Origin of the sequence: Geobacillus sp. C56-T3, assembly GCF_000092445.1 — a bacterium.
Lineage (GTDB): Bacteria > Bacillota > Bacilli > Bacillales > Anoxybacillaceae > Geobacillus > Geobacillus thermoleovorans.
Genome location: NC_014206.1, coordinates 1788316 through 1805392 on the forward strand (window position 1 = coordinate 1788316; position 17077 = coordinate 1805392).

Here is a 17077-nt window from a genome sequence, read left to right on the forward strand (position 1 = left end):
GGCGCCTGCTTTCGCGACCCGGGAAGGCAGGCGCATTTTGTTTGCTGTTCAAGGCTGTTCTTTCTGTCTTTCTTCTAGGAGGCTGGTGAAAAAGTACAAAATGCTGCTAGTTCCAGCTATTTCTCAATTAGCAAAACCTTGCGAAATCAGCCTTCTTTTTTGGCGAAATGCCGCTGATTTGCTCGTGACAGCCGTTTTTCACCGGCCTTCTAGAGAGTTGGTGGTTTATTGAACGCTCTCCCACCTACGCGTACGCTTCGAGGCGGGAGATTCTTGGGAATACCCGCCCCACGGCAGGCGATGAACCAAGCCATCCCTGTGCGTCCCACCGTTCGACTGCCCTACAACGACAGCAAACGAAGCCCTTCCTGCAAAAATCCGGTCATTTGGTTGATCAGTTCCGCTTGTGTTCGGGTGGGATAAAGCCTGGGGCAGGGGGCGAAATGGAACTGGACCTCAGTATGCGCGTCTCCCGACTGGTCATGCAGCGATTTTTTCTCCTTTTTTCTCCATTTATAATGCCGCTCGATCGATTCCATAACTCACATTTCGCACCCTGAATAAAAATTCGAAACAAGCCAGGTTTGACCGAATAAAAATTAATTATTTTACAATTTTTGTATAAAAAATTATTTTTATGCGCATATCCGGGTTGTTTTTTGTATATTATGCAAAGGTTGCGAAATATGAGCCATAATGTAAATGGATAGAACGAGCAGGGGAAGGATGCCGCCAATGAGAAGCAAAGCGACGCAGTGGCTGTTGTCTGTATGGGGACTGATGGATCCGGTCTATTATGCATGTTCCCGCCTCGAATATGTTGGTGGGAAAGAGAACGGCTGTCGTTCCATTTTCCGCGTCCGTTTGCTTCGATACAAGGGTGAAACCATTCACCTTTCGGACGGAACGACGATTGCGGCCAATGACTGGCTGTTGAAAATTCACCTTCATAATGTTCGTCTGCTTTGCGAACTGATGCAGTATCGAGGCGATATTCAAAAAGGACGTTATATTTTCGAACAAGTGAAGGCCAGTTTGCCGCATGTCGCTCATCATCTTTACCATCACGAACAGTCCTCCAGCATAAAAGGGATCATCGGTGTGACCATGTTAAACAAAGGTTGTGAGAGACTCGGATTTGATGTCATTGACATAGCGAATTCATTTTACCGTTGGTTTAAAATGGCATCCCATTGGCCGATGATGACAGTGGCCCAACACCGTCTCATGCCGCTTGTCCGTCCGCCGAAATATTTGTTGATGTCGAAGGGAAAATTGTTTTCGTTGTACGGCTGCCATCTCATCCACTAACTCCCTCTTTCTTCTCTCCTCTATTTCACTATAATGGGTATCGAGGGAGGAGAGAAGACGATGACATTCTTTTTTGTCATTCTTGCATTCTTGTCATTGCTTGCTTTGGCCATTCGCAAAGCCCACCGCAATACGTACGAAGCGGTTTTGCATAAAGTCCAAGTTGGCAGTTCAGAGGATGGAGACGGAGTCATTCGGATTTTGCAGCTGTCTGACTTGCATCTGGAAAAACTGTCGATTTCCCCAAATGATTTATACGAAAAGTTGAAAGAAGAACCGATTGATTTGATCGCGTTAACCGGCGACTTTCTGGATCGCGAGGAAAGCATCGCCAAGCTCGGCCCGTATTTGACGGCGTTGAAACAGTTGAATCCGACATATGGCATGTACGCCGTGTTTGGCAACCACGATTACGTGCTGCAAGGCGAGTCGTTCGAGCGCCTGAAAGCGACGCTTGAGGCGCACGGTTGCGTCGTCTTGCAAAACGAGACGAAAACGATCACCGTCAACGGCCAAACGGTCAATATCATCGGCATCGATGACTTTTACACAGGGCGCAGCGACATCGAAAAGGCGTACGCCGGCGTGAAGGACGGCATCAACTTGGTGTTGACGCACGACCCGGACATCGTGCCGCATATGAAAGACTATCCTTTTGACTACTTGTTGTCCGGCCATTTCCACGGCGGGCAAATCCATTGGCCGAAGCCGTACCATTTGGCGAAAATGAGCAAAACGCTCACCGAGCGGAACATGATCAAAGGTTATCATGAATGGGAGGGAAAACCGTTTTATATCAACGAAGGGCTTGGGCAAACCGGGGTGAACATTCGGATTGGCTCGAAGCCGGAAGTGACGCTCCACTTGTTGGCGCTCTCGTCTCGCAGAGAAGCGGTGAAAGCTGTCTAATGAACAGCTTTTGATTTTTAGGGGGGGCAGAAAAGCGGTTTGGCGCATGCAGCTGAACTCCTCTTAAACGAAAGACAATTCATTATCTCATGATTATATACGGTGATAAGGAAGGGTGTTCCAGATCTTTTTGGGGCACTTTTTTTCGTGCCTCTGTCGTCATCTCCTGCACGAACCCCAATTCCACGCGCGTGCGTAGGCGAGAGGGCGTTCCATCGGGAAAATCCGTCACAGAGTGCATAGAGAACGGAAACCATCTCCATACTTTTTAAAGAAAGGAGTGAATGGCCAATGGAACCGTCGTGGAAAGCGCTTTTGCCTTTTTTAGTTGTCATCCCGATTTCGATTTGGACGAAGCAAGTGATCCCCGGGCTGTTTGTCGGGCTGTTGGTTGGCAGTTATTTGATGACCCCGTCCTTGCTCGGCGGGCTGCGGACGATGCTTCATTACGTCGTCGACAACTTGATGCAGACGAACAACATTCGCATCATCATTTTCTTGTATGTGTTCGCCGGTCTTGTCAGCATGATCAAATACACCGGCGGAATTAAAGGATTCGTCCATCTCGTCAGCAAAAAAGTGAAATCGGCCAAAACCGCCATGCTGCTGACGTGGATTTCGACGATGGTGACGTTCAGCGACCCCGATTTTCGCATCGTCACCGTCGCGCCGATCATGAAGGCGCTGCGCAAACGGCTTGGGCTGTCGTCCCAGCAAATCGGCTTTGCCATTGAGGTGACATCCAACCCGGTTGTCGCGCTCATCCCAATTGCCACCGCGTTTGTCGGCTATATGGTGTCGGTCATTGACAAGGCGCTTGATACGGCTGGCATCGGAGCGGAGCCGTACATCGTGTACGTCCGAAGCATTCCGTTTAACTTTTTCTCGTATGCCATTATTGCCGTCGGGCTCTACTACAGTTTTTTTGTCTATTCGCGCAAAAAACAAGCGGCAGTAAGCGAAAAGCGGAAAGAGGCGCCGATTCGGAGCTGGAACGAGCGGTTGGCGCTCGAAATGGCGGAAGAACAGCGGCCGGCTGACCATGAACCCAATGAAGCGCAAGGGGAAGAAGGAGACGCGATGCAGACATGCCCGCGCGCTTACCAAAAAGAAACGCCGGTCAAGCCGTGGAATTTGATTGTTCCGCTTTCGATCGTGCTTGTCTTGACGTTGTTTTTAAGTTGGTGGGACGGCCGCCGGGGGGCAAGAACATTTTGGCAGGCGTTTTTGCAAAGCGATGCGCTCGGTGCGATGTTGGAGGCGCTGTTGTTTACCGTCATCATTACAGTTGCTTTCTTCCTTTGGCAACGATTTAAATTGAACGATTTGTTGACTCATTTTGTCAAAGGCGGCAATGAGCTCATTTCCGTCATTTTAATGCTGGCGCTCATTTGGGCGCTGTCGGCTGTGGCGGAGGACTTAGGGTTTTCGCAATACATTACGGGCCACGTCAAAGAATGGATTCCACCGTTTTTTGTCGCTCCAATTTTGTTTTTGCTCGGCGCCGTCATCTCCTATTTTATCGGCTCGTCGTGGGGGACGTGGGGGATGTTGATGCCGCTTGGCGTGACGCTGGCGAGCCAGTCGGAGACGAATATTTTGCCGGTCATCGGCGCCGTGTTTGCAAGCGGCACGTTCGGAGCGTTCGCCTCGCCGCTCAGCGACAATACGGTCACGCTGTGCACTATTTTGGATTTGCCGGTGATGGAATACGCGCGCACGAAGTTGATCCCATCGTTGATCGCCGCCGGCATCGCCGCCGTTTTGTTCGGCGCTACGTCATTTCTTTTGCATTAGCGCCGTTGCCGTCCTCCCCTCCTTCCATGATACACTAAAAGAAAAAAGGAAGAGAGGGGAACGGCGATGGGGGAGGCGGAACGGCGGCTTGAGGAGCTCAGCCAATGGCAAACGGAAGATGTTGCCGCGCAGCTGGAGCAGTTGAACGAGCGGCTCGCTGAAGAGGACGCGTATTACCGCGCTGGAGAAGACCGGCAGGCGCGCGAACGGTATTACCGTTATGTGCCGTTTGATGGAGAGGGATTGATGCTGTTTGTCCGCTATCATGAGTTAGTGGCGCATACCCATAAGCGGCGTCTGCCGTATTTTTTCAGCAAGGACGAATATTTGTACACATGGGTTGACTTGCAGCCGGACGGGACGGTGCGCAGTTTGTATTCCGGCGAGCGAAAAGACCCGAAGATGTTGATTGTCCAAGATGTCCAAACGATGAAACGGCGCTACGATGAATTTCGCCAGTTGTTGAAAAAAATGAAGCATGGGCTCGGCGATGTGCACGAGCGGGTGAAAACGATCGAGCAGCAATGGAAATTCAATGCCGAACATGTCGTGCCTCAGTCGTGGTTTGGCGCCCGCGAACCGATGAAAGGTGATTTGCATCATTTATTCGTTTGCCAGCCGGAGTGCAATACGATGCGGTCGAATTTTCCGTACGCGGATTTCCCGTTTTACAATCCGGAAGATCCCGACGAACAAATCCAAAACCGCTGCGGCGTCGTCCATAACGGCTATTTCGAGCCGGAATACGGCAAAGGGACGGCGGCAAGGGCGATGTTGTACTTTCTGCTTCGCTACCCGAAGGCGATTGCGAAGTCGTTTCGGCGCAAAATCGATATTCCGCTCCTTGTCCGTTGGCACGAACAATTTCCGCCGACGGTGTATGAGCATCATCGCAACAGCGCGATTTTTTTCATCCAAGGCAACCGCAATCCGTTCATCGATTTCCCGGAACTAGCCGGGCGGATGGTGTTTCCGTTTGAGGGGGCGCTGTGAAATGAGATTGAGGGCGGATGTCCGCTTTTTGTTTCCAAAGAGCGCTTGATCGTCCGAGAGCGGAAAAACAGCGTGATAATAGGCAGAAAAGCTGTCTCCGAAAAACGGTCGTTTCATTTCGGGAGACAGCTTTTTTGCGGCTAAACAAAGCGTGAGAGAGGTCAAGCGGAAATCGTTTGTTCATCCGTTGCCTGGCGGTCTGCTTGTTTGCGGAAGTACGTTGCGACAATCGGGCCGGAAATATTGTGCCAGACGCTGAAAATAGCGCTTGGAACGGCGGCGAGCGGCGAAAAATGGGCGGTCGCTAAGGCCGCACCAAGCCCAGAGTTTTGCATGCCCACTTCAATGGAAATCGCCTTTTGTTTTGGCGGCGACAGGCGAAACAGTTTGGCAAACCAATACCCAAGCAGCAAGCCCAATCCGTTATGAACAACGACAATAAGAAAAATCAGAAAGCCGCTTTTGGCAATGGCCGCTTGGTTTTGCCCGACGACGGCGGCGACGATGGCAACGATGGCGATGACCGAAACGAGCGGCAGCGCCGGGATGCACGCTTTTACTTGCTTTTGGAACAACGCTTGGGCGATGAGCCCTAAAAGAATCGGAATGAGCACGACTTTGACGATCGACCAAAACAAGGCTGCAGCCGATACGGACAGCCATTTTCCGGCTAAAAGCAAAATGAGTGAAGGCGTCAAAATCGGCGCTAAAATCGTCGAAACAGAAGTGACGGCGACCGACAGCGCCGTATCCCCTTTCGCTAAATACGTCATGACGTTGGACGCCGTTCCGCCCGGGCAGCAGCCGACTAAAATAATGCCGAGCGCCACTTCACGTGAAACCGGCAAGAAATAAGCGAGCAAAAACGCGACAAGGGGCATGATCAAAAATTGGGCGACGACACCGATGAGCACGTCAAGCGGTCGTTTGAACACTTCCTTGAAGTCATTCGCTGACAGCGTCAACCCCATGCCGAACATCACAATGCCTAAGAGCGGCACGATATACGGCGCGATCCATGTAAACGCGCCGGGAGCGAAAAAAGCAAGCGCACCAAACAGAAGCACCCAGATCGCAAACGTACTGCCGACAAAGTTGCTGATTTTTCCTAGTGTGTTCATTGAGCTTCCTCCTTGAGCAAAGATGGGAAAGATATACAAAAGATTATATACACTTTTCGGAAAAATTCAACTAATGAGGTGGCGAATTTTGAAGAAATGGTGACAATGAGGAATGATTGTGAAAAAAGTCACTCCTTTTTTCTTTGCTTATGGTATGATTGGAATTGAGAAGAAGAATCATTATTGAACCACAGGAGAGACGGATAGAAAAACAGGGGGAAATGATCATGGTGCTGACTGATTTGCATAAAGGGGAAACAGCGGTCGTCGTCCGTCTGGCCATTGAGCAGGAGGCACTGAAACAGCGTCTTCTTCATCTAGGGGTGAAAGAAGGGAAAACGGTGCGGTTGAAAGCCGCGATGCCGTTTGGCGGGCCGGTGATGATCGAAGTCGATGGGCAGGCGATCGGTTTGCGGCGCAAAGAGGCGTCATCGATCGAGGTGAAATAAATGTCCTACATCGCTTTATTTGGCAATCCAAACACCGGCAAAACGTCGCTGTTTAACTGCTTGACCGGCTCTTATGAATATATCGGCAACTGGAGCGGGGTGACGGTCGAGAAAAAAATCGGAGTGCTCCGCCAGCACGGGGTTCCGGTGGTCGACTTGCCCGGCGTGTATTCGCTTCAGCCGCTTTCACGCGATGAAGGGGTGGCGACCGATTTTTTATTGACCGAGCCGTGCTCAGCGATTGTCAATATCGTTGACGCGTCGCAGTTGCGCCGCAATTTGCATTTGACCGTTCAGCTGCTGGAATTTGGCCGTCCCGTTGTCATCGCGCTAAACATGGTCGATGTGGCGGAAAAACGGGGCGTGAAAGTGGACGCCGCTAAACTGTCGAAGTATCTTGGCGTTCCTGTTATCCCGGTCATCGCCCGAACAGGAAAAGGAACGAACGAATTGGTCCGCGCCGTTTTGGCGGCAAAAGACAAGCCGCACCCTGCAATCGCGATCGATTACGGCGTCGAGGTGGAGAATGCCATCAGACGCATTGCCGAGCAGCTGCCGGACGATGTGCCTGGAAACAAACGATGGGTGGCGTTGCAGTTCCTTGAGGGAAACGAGCGCATGGCCGCCTATTTGCGCGGGCGGTTGGATCTTTCTCCGCTTCTGGAAGCCCGCGCAGAGGCGGAACAGAAGCTCGGATCTTCGGTCGCCGAACAGATTTATGAGACGCGTGACCGCTGGATCGGTGAGGCGATCGCTGTTGCGGCGATCGCGCTTGACAACAAACCGTTGACATGGACGGAAAAAATCGATGCGGTTGTAACAAACCGTTACGTCGGGCTGCCGATTTTTTGGGCGCTTATGTATCTTGTGTTTATGCTCACGTTTAACTGGCTTGGGACGCCGCTTGCCGATCAGCTTGACGCTTTCTTCTCAGGGCCGCTCGCGGATTGGCTGTCCCGTCTTCTCGACTGGGCGGGAGCGTCGCCGTTTATCGAGGCGCTCGTCTTGGACGGCATCGTTGCCGGGGTTGGCGGGGTGTTGGTGTTTGTCCCGCAAATTTTCATTTTGTTCTTTTTCATTTCGCTTCTCGAAGACTCCGGATATATGGCGCGCGTGGCGATGGTGATGGACCGGATGATGGAAGCGATCGGGTTAAACGGCAAGGCGTTTATCCCGATGATCATCGGCTTTGGCTGCAACGTTCCCGGAGTGATGGCGGCGCGCACGATCGAGCAGCCGAAAGAACGGCTGTTGACGATCTTGGCGCTGCCGTTCATGTCGTGTTCCGCCCGCTTGCCGGTGTACGCGTTGTTTGCCGGCACGTTTTTCGCCCGCGAGCAGGCGCTTGTCGTGTTTTCGCTTTACGTGCTTGGCATTGCAGTAGCTTTGGGGCTTGCCAAGTTGTTCTCATCGACGCTCTTGAAAAACGAAAGTTCGCTGTTTGTCATTGAATTGCCGCCATACCGCGTGCCGCAGGCGCTCACGTTATGGCGGAGCACATGGGAGAAAGGGAAAGGGTTCGTTCGCAAAGCCGGCACGTTTATTTTTGGCGGTTCGGTCGCCATTTGGCTGTTGACGTACATCGGGCCGCACGGGGTCGGCGTCGCGATGGATGACAGCTTTCTCGCCGCCATCGGCGGCCTCATCGCTCCGTTGCTCGCCCCGCTTGGCTTTGGCGCCTGGCAGGCGGGCGCGGCTTTGATCACCGGCTTTTTGGCGAAAGAAGTCGTCGTGTCCACGATGAATATTATTTACCACGTTCATGAGGCGAACGGGTTGAAGCAGGTGATCGCCTCCCATTTCACGCCGCTGTCGGCGTTCAGCTTTATGGTGTTCGTCCTGCTTTATACGCCGTGTCTAGCGACGGTGGCGGCGATTCGCAAAGAAACCGGGTCGCGGAAATGGACGCTGTTGTCGATCGGCTGCGCGCTGACGGTTGCGTATGTCATTTCGTTTGCCGTCTATCAGTTTGGGCATATGCTTGGTTATTCATGAAAGGGGAGAGAATCGATGATCGCGAATCTTGTGATCGGCGGAGCGATTTTTGCCTACGCCGGCTGGACGCTGGTTCGCCACGTGAAAAAAAGCGCCAAAGGGGCGTGCGCGTCATGCCATGCGGCGAACCATTGCCGAGGCAACTGCGGGACGGAGAGGTAACCCGTTCAAGACGAACGGATTCCTGACGATGATCGGAATCCGTTTTTCTCATTTTCCGACGAAAGACTTTCGCTTCCATGTTGTAGGATAGCCAAAAAATAAGCGGGGATACAATGGGCAAACTTTCGTTTCAACGGGCTCTGGAGGACAAAAGATCAGGCCGCCCTTTGTTTTGGCTGTTGGGTGTTGTTGCCTCAATGATGGCCGAAACACCGGGGGTAGAAAGCTTTTTTCGTTCAACCGTTGAAACTCAAGGGAAGACCGTGAGTGTGGAGGATAAACTTTTGACAATACCTAAAAATTGAGGATAGCGAAAAGGCGGCTTTGGATCAAGGTTCGCACAGTTGTGTAAAAACAAAGCAGCAAAAAAAACGATGTTGTTGTCCTGTCATCCAAGCTTACTGTGTTGGCGATGGAATTTTACGCAATAATTGAACTTGACCCGGCTTTGGCCCGCCCTTTTGCTCATTCTTTTCGTTTTTGGATGGGACGGATGTAACTCTCTAATTCGTGGGCAAGATGCTGGATGCAATCATTTCCCCGGAACTTGGCATCCTCGACAAGGTACACCGTGAAATCTTCCGCTTCTTTATTGGTCATAGTGAACTCATATCCATTCAAATCAAGGAACGTGACGAATACGGTTAAAGCCGTCCGCTTATTGCCGTTGTGGAAAATATGACCTGTCGCGATGGAATGGTAATAGCAACACGCCTTTTCAATAATCGAAGGGAACTGTTCCTCCCCGAACAATTTCGTTTTCGGCCTTTCCAACATCCACGCGAATTTATCGGGGAATTGGATCCCCGCTTGTTCTGCGTCGTCGTACATTTCCATGACCGTGTAATGGATAAATAGGATTTCTTCCGCTGTCAAATAATAAACCATGTTTTCCTCCGGTTGCTCCTTTATCTATATTTCAAGTTGCGCAGCGCTTCGTCATATTTGGAGATCGCGCGGTTCATCGCCATCACGACTTCAGGACGGACTCCTTTTGGAATTCGGTTTGCGCGTTTCATCACGATTTCCCCTCGTTCCTTGTCGTAATATATTTCGATTTCATCGCCTTTATTTAGGTTTAGCATCGTGGCTAAATCTTTCGGGATGCTAACGGACAAACTATTCCCGACTTGGCTAATCCGACGTGTATACGTTTTGTCATCCTTGCTTCCCAACATTTCCGCGTCCATTTCTTTTCCATCTCCTTTCCATAATATGGACAAAAAGGATGTTTTTATCCATAAAACTATTACTGTATAAACAATTATAACAATAATCTTCCGAAAAGCAATACGGAATAATAAAAAAGGGCTTTTTGTCTTTCAACGAGAAAAACGCATGCCGCATTTTTAGAATCGATGTCGTTAGAAGGGAAAGAGGAGTGGCGCATAAAGTGAGCTTGTACGGATATACCGTCTGTGTGTTATGCCATGCCGGACATAGTGAGGTCGGAAGCGTCAAGCAGTGAAACATGAAACAGCCGCGCCACGGAACGGATCAACGACGGCTATCTTTATTATTGCTTGGGGGGATTTAGTGGGTTTATCAAATACCTTTGTCTTGCAGGAGGAATGAGGAATATTCATTGTTGCGACGGATCATCCGTTTGTCATCTTGCGCCGTGAAGCCAATCCGCATAAGCGCGGAAGCAAAACGGTGAGATGAACGAGTACGGCTTGCTGGCTGTGGGCAGGCGCGCCCAAGAATCTCCTGCCGCTAAGTGTTTGCGCAGTCGGGGGATCATTCCATTGAGGGTAGGTTCTTTTTCACTATTCAATGGATATACATGCCGCTGTTTTTGTCGTTTCTTGTTTCAAAGAATGACGAAAACAAAAAAAGAAAACGATATTCATCAAAATTTGTTTATAGTTAGGACGAACGGACTATTTACATGGAATGAAAAAAACGGTAAAAATAGAAGTGAGGACGGCAGTTTAGAAAAAAAAGAAAATTCTGTTTATCAAGGGGACAGCATCATGGTTTACGATGGAATCATTTTGTCGTTGTTGATCGGCTGGTTTCGCGGCGGAAGTTTGAAAGGGTTGGCCAACATGAAATTGCGCGGCGGTTGGTTGTTCCCGATCTTATTGGCGGTGCAGTTTGCGGTCTTTTTCCTGCAAGAGCGGGTCGCATGGATCTCGAAAATGAGCAACGGCATTTTTCTCCTCGTCTACATCACCGGGCTTGCGTTTTTATGGCTAAACCGCCATCAGCCGGGGTTTCCGGTCATCTTCGCCGGCGTCTTGCTCAACTTTATCGTCATGGCCGTAAACGGCGGACGGATGCCGGTATCGATCGAAGCCGCCCAATTTCTCGGCCGCGAATACATCGAAGCGTTAAAAGCCGGTCTGTACGGCAAGCACCAGGCGATCACATCGGATACGCTTCTGCCGTTTCTTGGCGACATCATTCCGCTGTCTCCGCCGTACCCGCGCCAACAAGTCATCAGCATCGGCGACGTTGTGATGAACGTAGGGGCGTTCTTGTTCATCCAGCATCTGATGCTCAGCGCACCGCGGCATAGAGCAGATGATGCTGAAGAAACAACGGGTGCTCCTGCGATCAATAAAAATTAAGGGGAGGAGTTTATTTATGAAATGGAAACAAACTCTTATTAACCTGTTGATTATTGGGTCTGTGATTGTTGCATTGACATCGGGTATGAAGCTTGTGTAATAATGATTGTGTAATAACGATTGAAATGACGAGGGGCTGAAAACTGCCTCTCTTAGCTTTTTTATAAATTTTGAATTACTGAGAGTGATTTTGAATGGGAAATCGTATATCGTCTATCGGTGTCAAACTCTATATTTTAGGGATTTCTTTACTGGGTCTCTTTGTTTATTTTTTTCATTTGACCGTCTCATTTTTTTCTTTGAGTGATTGGGTTTTGATTTATGTATTAACAGCTTCTGTTCTTATAGTGAATCGTTTTTTGATTTACCTTCCCCCAAAAGGGAACTCTATTTCTATGGATTCATCGATTTATTTGGCTTGTTTATTTGTTTTTAATTTACATATTACGTTACTTGTGTTAGGAATATTTAGTTTTATATATGCCCTATATAAAAGAAGCATTGAATTATGGAAGCATTTATTTAATTTTTCTATGTATTGTTTGATGATTATAAGTGCACATTATGTTTTTCATTTATCTGGGGGAACGGTCGGCACGATAAATATTACCAATATCTTTCCTTATACAATTTCTTTGTTTGTTTATTTTTTAGTAAATATACTGGTGCTATCTTGTTATTTTATTATTTCTTCACAACGTTTATTTAATGGTGTTCTCAATTTCGGATTATTAAAAGAAGTGGGAATGACCTATTGCATTACTTTAATTCTTTCGCTTGTTTTGTTATTTTTGTTGCAAGAGGCCAAATATTTTGGTGTTTTCTTGTTTACCATTTTAATCACATTTTTATCCATTGCCTTCCGGAAGCTTCTTTATTTGTATCAGGAAAAAGCGAATCAAGTCAATCGCGACCACCTCACCGGCCTATACAACCACGGTTTTTTCAAAGAAACGCTCAAGGAGCAGTTTTCCGACTGCAAGCTGTTGAAACAGCCGTTGACCTTGGCATTTCTGGATTTGGACGATTTTAAAAAATACAATGACCGGAACGGGCATTTGCAAGGAGATCGTTTGTTGGCTTTTTTTGGGAAGCTGCTGCAACAAGCGGTGGAAGGGACGAATTTTACGGTCGCCCGCTATGGCGGAGAAGAGTTTGCCATTTTAATGCCCAACACGACGAAAGAAGACGCATACGCGTTTTTAAACCGGTTGCGCAAAGAAGTGAACGATACATATTTTGAAGGCGTCGAGCATATTCCGTATCGTTGCCTGTCGTTTTCGTGCGGCATCGCCGAGATGGAAAAGGATATGCATGAAAGCGATGAGCTCATCCACCGTGCTGATCAGGCGCTTTATTACGCGAAGGCGCAAGGGAAAAACAACGTTCAGTTGTATGATAAACATAATATGAGTTTGGACGAGATTCGCTTCAAGCAAGATTTGGAAGCGCTCGAGCAGCAAGTGAAATTCTTTCTTTCGAAAGATGTCTATACATACCGCCATAGCAAACGGGTGTTTAAATATGCACTTGAATTTGGCAGCCGTCTTGATGAGTTGACCGACCATGAACGGCAGACGCTTGCCCTGGGAGCGATTATTCATGACATTGGAAAAATCGAAGTGCCCCGGGATATTTTAAATAAGTCTGGAAAATTGGAAAAGCATGAATGGGAGATCATTAAAAAGCATGTGACGTGGGGGCGCGAGATTGTGGCGGCGGAGAAGCGGTTTGATGATTTGCTTCCGCTTGTCGAGCTGCACCACGAACGATATGATGGGAAAGGGTATCCGTACGGGCTGAAAGGGGAAGAAATCCCGAAACTGGCCCGCATTTTGTGTATTATCGACTCGTTTGATGCGATGACAACTGAGCGGCCGTACCAGCCGACGAAAACGTTTGACGAGGCGCTTGAGGAAATCGAACGTTGCGCAGGAACGCAGTTTGATCCGGTCTATGCGGCGAAGTTTGTCGCGTTTGTGCGGAAGCATTATTTGCCGCTTGCCGAGATGGAGCAACTGAATTAAGTGAAAGAAGGCACTTGCCGATGGCAAGTGTTTTTTATTTTGGTTTTGAATGTTTTTGAATGATTTTTCCCCTTTATTGAATGATATTGATAGAAAATGAATGTTTTTGATTGATTTTTTCACTATCTTGGGATATGATAGAGTTGTAAGCGATATCCCCGATGATTGGAGGTGGGAGTGTGCTGACCGAAGAACGCCACCGCCTCATTTTGGAGCTGTTGGCGCAAAAAGGGGTTGTCAAGCTGCAGGAGCTTGTGGAGGCGACCGGGGCGTCGGAGTCGACGATTCGCCGCGATTTGACGCAGCTTGAAAACGAAAAGAAACTGCGCCGTGTGCACGGCGGGGCGGCCTTGTTGCAGCAGAAGCGCGAGGAGTTAAGCGTATCGGAAAAGTCGCTGAAATATATCGAAGAAAAGCGGCGGATCGCCGCGTATGCGGCCAGTTTGGTGCAAAAAGGAAACTGCATTTATTTAGATGCGGGAACGACAACGTGGGAAATGATTCCACATTTGGCTGACAAAGAGGTCATCGTTGTCACGAACGGCGTGATGCATGTCGAGCGGCTGCTTGAGCACAATGTGGCGACGTATTTGATCGGCGGCATGATCAAGCCGAAAACGAAGGCGTTGATCGGGCGCGGCGCCATCGAGTCGCTGCGGCAGTACCGCTTCGACCAATGTTTCATCGGCGCGAACGGTGTTCATTACGACTATGGTTATACGACGCCGGACCCGGAAGAGGCACTGGTGAAATATACGGCCATGCAGCTGGCGCAACGTGCGTATGTGCTTGCAGACCATTCGAAGTTCAATGAAAGCGCGTTCGCAAAAATTGCGGATTTGCATGAAGCGGTGTTGATCACCGATGAATTGGATGAAGAGTGGAACGATTTGTATCGAACAAAAACAACAGTAGAGGTTGTGGCTCCATGATTTACACATGTACGTTGAATCCATCTGTTGATTATATCGTTCATCTCGATGAGCTTCATGTTGGCGAACTGAATCGTTCGGTGAAAACGTTCACATTTCCGGGCGGGAAAGGGATCAACGTGTCGCGTGTGTTGAAGCGCTTGGGTGTTGACAGCACGGCGCTTGGGTTCATCGGCGGATTTACCGGCGGGTACATTGAAAGCGAACTTCGGAAAGAAGGCATTGCCTGCGATTTTGTTCATGTCCCAGGGCAAACGCGCATTAACGTCAAACTGAAAGCGGGGCGGGAGACGGAAATTAACGGTGAAGGCCCGATGATTGCCGATGACGATGCCGCGCAATTGATCGCGAAAGTCGGAGCGCTTTCAGCTGGCGATGTGCTTGTTCTCGCTGGAAGCGCGCCGACGTCGCTGTCGGCGGACATGTACGAGCGATTGGCGGCTGAGTCGGTGAAGCGGCGCGTTCGTCTTGTTGTCGATACGAGCGGTCCGGCGCTCGAGGCGCTGCTCGCCTGCCGGCCGTTTTTGGCTAAGCCGAACCATCATGAGCTGGCCGAACTGTTTGGTGTTGCGATGGTGACAAGAGAAGACATCGTGTTGTATGGCCGACGACTGGTGGAAAAGGGAGTGGAACACCTCATTGTGTCAATGGGCGGCGACGGGGCGTTTTACTTCAACGAGGAAACGGCGCTGTTTGCCGAAGCGCCGAAAGGCGCAGTGAAAAATTCGGTCGGGGCGGGCGATTCGATGGTCGCTGGATTTTTGGCTGCCCAAGCGAACGGGAAATCGATTGAGGAAGCATTCGCTTACAGTGTCGCCGCTGGAAGCGCGACCGCGTTTTCGGAAGATTTGTGTACGAAAGAGGAAGTGGAAGCGCTCGTCGACCGCGTCCATATCGTGCATTTATAAATTGAAAATAAAGGGGGATTGGGCCAATGAAGATTACAGATTTGTTGACAAAAGAAACGATGATTCTCGCGCTTCAAGCGAAGACAAAGGGCGAAGTCATTGATGAACTGGCTGAAAAGCTTGCCGAAGCGGGAGCGGTCAGCGATGTGGAAGCGTTTAAGCAAGCCATTTGGGCGCGGGAAAAACAAAGCACGACCGGCGTTGGAGATGGCGTCGCCATTCCGCATGCCAAAACGGCGGCGGTCAAGCGCCCAGCGGTGGCGTTCGGCCGTTCAGCGGAAGGCATTGATTATGAGTCGCTCGATGGCAAGCCAAGCCATTTGTTTTTCATGATCGCCGCACCAGAAGGCGGGGAACAGACGCACCTTGAGGCGCTTGCCCGCTTGTCGTCGATGTTGATGGATGCATCGTTCCGTGCTCAGCTTGAAACCGCTTCAAACGAAGAGGAGATTGTCCGTTTGTTTGCTGAGAAAGAAAGCGAGCAAGAAGCTCCTCGGCAAGCCGCACGGGCAGAGAACGGGAGGAAAGTGCTGGCGGTGACCGCTTGTCCGACCGGAATCGCTCATACGTATATGGCCGCTGATGCACTGAAAGCGAAAGCAGCGGAAATGGGTGTGACGATCAAAGTCGAGACAAACGGCTCAGATGGAGTGAAAAACGAGCTGACGGCGAAGGAGATTGAAGAAGCAACGGCGATCATTGTCGCAGCCGATAAACAAGTCGAGATGGACCGTTTTGACGGCAAACATGTCATTCAAGTGCCGGTCGCCCGTGCGATCCGTGAGCCGGAGAAGCTCATCGAGCAGGCGCTGCGCCAAGACGCGCCGATTTATCGAGCAAGCGGTGCGGCACGGGACAGCGTGGGAGCGGCGAAACCGAGAATCGGTTTTTACAAGCATTTGATGAACGGCGTATCAAATATGCTTCCGTTTGTCGTTGGCGGCGGGATTTTGATTGCCCTTTCCTTCACGTTCGGCATTAAAGCGTTTGACCCGAACGATCCGTCGTATCATCCGTTTGCCAAACTGTTAATGGACATTGGCAGCGGCAATGCGTTCGCGTTGATGGTCCCTGTGCTGGCCGCATTCATCGCCATGAGCATTGCCGATCGACCAGGGTTTGCGCCGGGGATGGTCGGCGGCTTTCTGGCGGCGAACGGCGGCGCTGGGTTTTTGGGGGGATTGATCGCCGGTTTTTTGGCCGGGTATTTGGTTGTCGGGCTGCGCAACCTGTTCAGCCGTTTGCCGCAGTCGCTCGAGGGGATTAAACCGGTGTTGCTCTATCCGGTATTCGGCATTTTTCTCACCGGCGTCATCATGATGTATGTGGTCATTGATCCGGTGAAAGCGTTGAATGAAGGGTTGAAACATTGGCTTTCCGGCATGGGAACCGCGAACTTAGTGCTGCTTGGTGCGGTGTTGGGCGGCATGATGGCGGTTGATATGGGCGGACCGATCAACAAGGCGGCGTATACGTTTGGGCTGGCCATGATTGAAGCGGGCAACTTTGCGCCGCATGCGGCGATTATGGCTGGCGGGATGGTGCCGCCGCTCGGATTGGCGCTGGCGACAACGTTCTTTAAAAAGAAATTCACGAAAGCTGAGCGGGAAGCCGGAAAAACGTGCTATATCATGGGCGCTTCGTTCATCACGGAAGGGGCGATACCGTTTGCGGCGGCTGATCCGGTGCGGGTTATTCCATCGATTATCGTCGGCTCGGCTGTAGCCGGAGCGTTGACGATGTGGTTCCATATCGGGCTGCCGGCGCCGCACGGCGGAATTTTTGTCATCCCGATCGTCAAAGGCAGCGCATGGCTTTATATATTGGCTATTTTGATTGGTTCCATCGTGACCGCATTGATGGTCGGGTTGTGGAAAAAAGAAGTGGAAGAATAATA

General features: G+C 50.2%; 16 protein-coding genes. 12 read left to right on the forward strand and 4 right to left on the reverse strand.

Annotated elements, in window-relative coordinates:
- Positions 1 to 341: 341 nt before the first annotated feature.
- A complete protein-coding gene (locus tag GC56T3_RS08880) occupies positions 342 to 539 on the reverse strand; it encodes a hypothetical protein (RefSeq protein WP_041468383.1) in 198 nt (65 codons plus the stop codon).
- Positions 540 to 735: 196 nt separating this feature from the next.
- Here GC56T3_RS08880 and GC56T3_RS08885 point away from each other — a divergent pair, with 196 nt between their 5' ends.
- The 4 genes from GC56T3_RS08885 (at position 736) to GC56T3_RS08900 (ending at position 5010) form a co-directional block, all read left to right on the forward strand.
- Complete coding sequence (locus tag GC56T3_RS08885) at positions 736 to 1311, forward strand: hypothetical protein (protein ID WP_041468385.1); 576 nt, start codon at positions 736 to 738, stop codon at positions 1309 to 1311.
- Between the two features lie 60 nt (positions 1312 to 1371).
- On the forward strand, positions 1372 to 2220 hold the full coding sequence (locus GC56T3_RS08890; RefSeq protein ID WP_013145226.1) for a metallophosphoesterase: 849 nt from the start codon (positions 1372 to 1374) through the stop codon (positions 2218 to 2220).
- A gap of 291 nt (positions 2221 to 2511) precedes the next feature.
- On the forward strand, positions 2512 to 4017 hold the full coding sequence (locus tag GC56T3_RS08895; protein WP_013145227.1) for a Na+/H+ antiporter NhaC family protein: 1506 nt from the start codon (positions 2512 to 2514) through the stop codon (positions 4015 to 4017).
- A 66-nt stretch (positions 4018 to 4083) separates the two neighbouring features.
- On the forward strand, positions 4084 to 5010 hold the full coding sequence (locus GC56T3_RS08900; protein ID WP_013145228.1) for an endonuclease I family protein: 927 nt from the start codon (positions 4084 to 4086) through the stop codon (positions 5008 to 5010).
- A 161-nt stretch (positions 5011 to 5171) separates the two neighbouring features.
- Here the strand turns inward: GC56T3_RS08900 and GC56T3_RS08905 are convergent, their stop codons facing one another.
- The gene (locus GC56T3_RS08905; RefSeq protein ID WP_013145229.1) at positions 5172 to 6131 is read right to left on the reverse strand and encodes a bile acid:sodium symporter family protein; all 960 of its coding nucleotides are present in this window, start codon (positions 6129 to 6131) and stop codon (positions 5172 to 5174) included.
- 227 nt (positions 6132 to 6358) lie between these two features.
- On the opposite strand from GC56T3_RS08905, the gene GC56T3_RS08910 reads away from it, so the two are divergent.
- The 3 genes from GC56T3_RS08910 to GC56T3_RS18585 are packed head-to-tail and all read left to right on the forward strand — an operon-like array spanning position 6359 to position 8737.
- Positions 6359 to 6580, forward strand: a complete 222-nt coding sequence (locus GC56T3_RS08910; RefSeq protein ID WP_013145230.1) for a FeoA family protein — start codon at positions 6359 to 6361, stop codon at positions 6578 to 6580.
- The gene (feoB, locus tag GC56T3_RS08915) at positions 6581 to 8575 is read left to right on the forward strand and encodes a ferrous iron transport protein B (protein WP_013145231.1); all 1995 of its coding nucleotides are present in this window, start codon (positions 6581 to 6583) and stop codon (positions 8573 to 8575) included. It abuts the gene before it with no gap.
- Between the two features lie 15 nt (positions 8576 to 8590).
- Positions 8591 to 8737 carry a FeoB-associated Cys-rich membrane protein gene (locus GC56T3_RS18585; RefSeq protein ID WP_013145232.1) on the forward strand — a complete coding sequence of 49 codons (147 nt, stop codon included), beginning with the start codon at positions 8591 to 8593 and terminating at the stop codon, positions 8735 to 8737.
- 465 nt (positions 8738 to 9202) lie between these two features.
- Here the strand turns inward: GC56T3_RS18585 and GC56T3_RS08925 are convergent, their stop codons facing one another.
- Positions 9203 to 9625 carry a type II toxin-antitoxin system death-on-curing family toxin gene (locus tag GC56T3_RS08925; RefSeq protein WP_013145233.1) on the reverse strand — a complete coding sequence of 141 codons (423 nt, stop codon included), beginning with the start codon at positions 9623 to 9625 and terminating at the stop codon, positions 9203 to 9205.
- Between the two features lie 20 nt (positions 9626 to 9645).
- A complete protein-coding gene (locus tag GC56T3_RS08930; RefSeq protein WP_013145234.1) occupies positions 9646 to 9927 on the reverse strand; it encodes an AbrB/MazE/SpoVT family DNA-binding domain-containing protein in 282 nt (93 codons plus the stop codon).
- A gap of 786 nt (positions 9928 to 10713) precedes the next feature.
- On the opposite strand from GC56T3_RS08930, the gene GC56T3_RS08935 reads away from it, so the two are divergent.
- The 5 genes from GC56T3_RS08935 to GC56T3_RS08955 all read left to right on the forward strand — a co-directional run bounded on the left by GC56T3_RS08935 (position 10714) and on the right by GC56T3_RS08955 (position 17075).
- On the forward strand, positions 10714 to 11313 hold the full coding sequence (locus GC56T3_RS08935) for a DUF5317 domain-containing protein (RefSeq protein WP_013145235.1): 600 nt from the start codon (positions 10714 to 10716) through the stop codon (positions 11311 to 11313).
- Positions 11314 to 11507: 194 nt separating this feature from the next.
- Positions 11508 to 13340 (forward strand): diguanylate cyclase, encoded by a 1833-nt coding sequence (locus GC56T3_RS08940; protein ID WP_013145236.1) that lies wholly within the window; start codon positions 11508 to 11510, stop codon positions 13338 to 13340.
- Positions 13341 to 13519: 179 nt separating this feature from the next.
- Positions 13520 to 14272 carry a DeoR/GlpR family DNA-binding transcription regulator gene (locus GC56T3_RS08945; protein WP_013145237.1) on the forward strand — a complete coding sequence of 251 codons (753 nt, stop codon included), beginning with the start codon at positions 13520 to 13522 and terminating at the stop codon, positions 14270 to 14272.
- Positions 14269 to 15180 carry a 1-phosphofructokinase gene (gene pfkB / locus GC56T3_RS08950; RefSeq protein ID WP_013145238.1) on the forward strand — a complete coding sequence of 304 codons (912 nt, stop codon included), beginning with the start codon at positions 14269 to 14271 and terminating at the stop codon, positions 15178 to 15180. Before GC56T3_RS08945 ends, pfkB begins: the two co-directional genes overlap by 4 nt.
- A 26-nt stretch (positions 15181 to 15206) precedes the next feature.
- Positions 15207 to 17075 (forward strand): PTS fructose transporter subunit IIABC, encoded by a 1869-nt coding sequence (locus tag GC56T3_RS08955; protein ID WP_013145239.1) that lies wholly within the window; start codon positions 15207 to 15209, stop codon positions 17073 to 17075.
- Positions 17076 to 17077 lie beyond the last annotated feature (2 nt).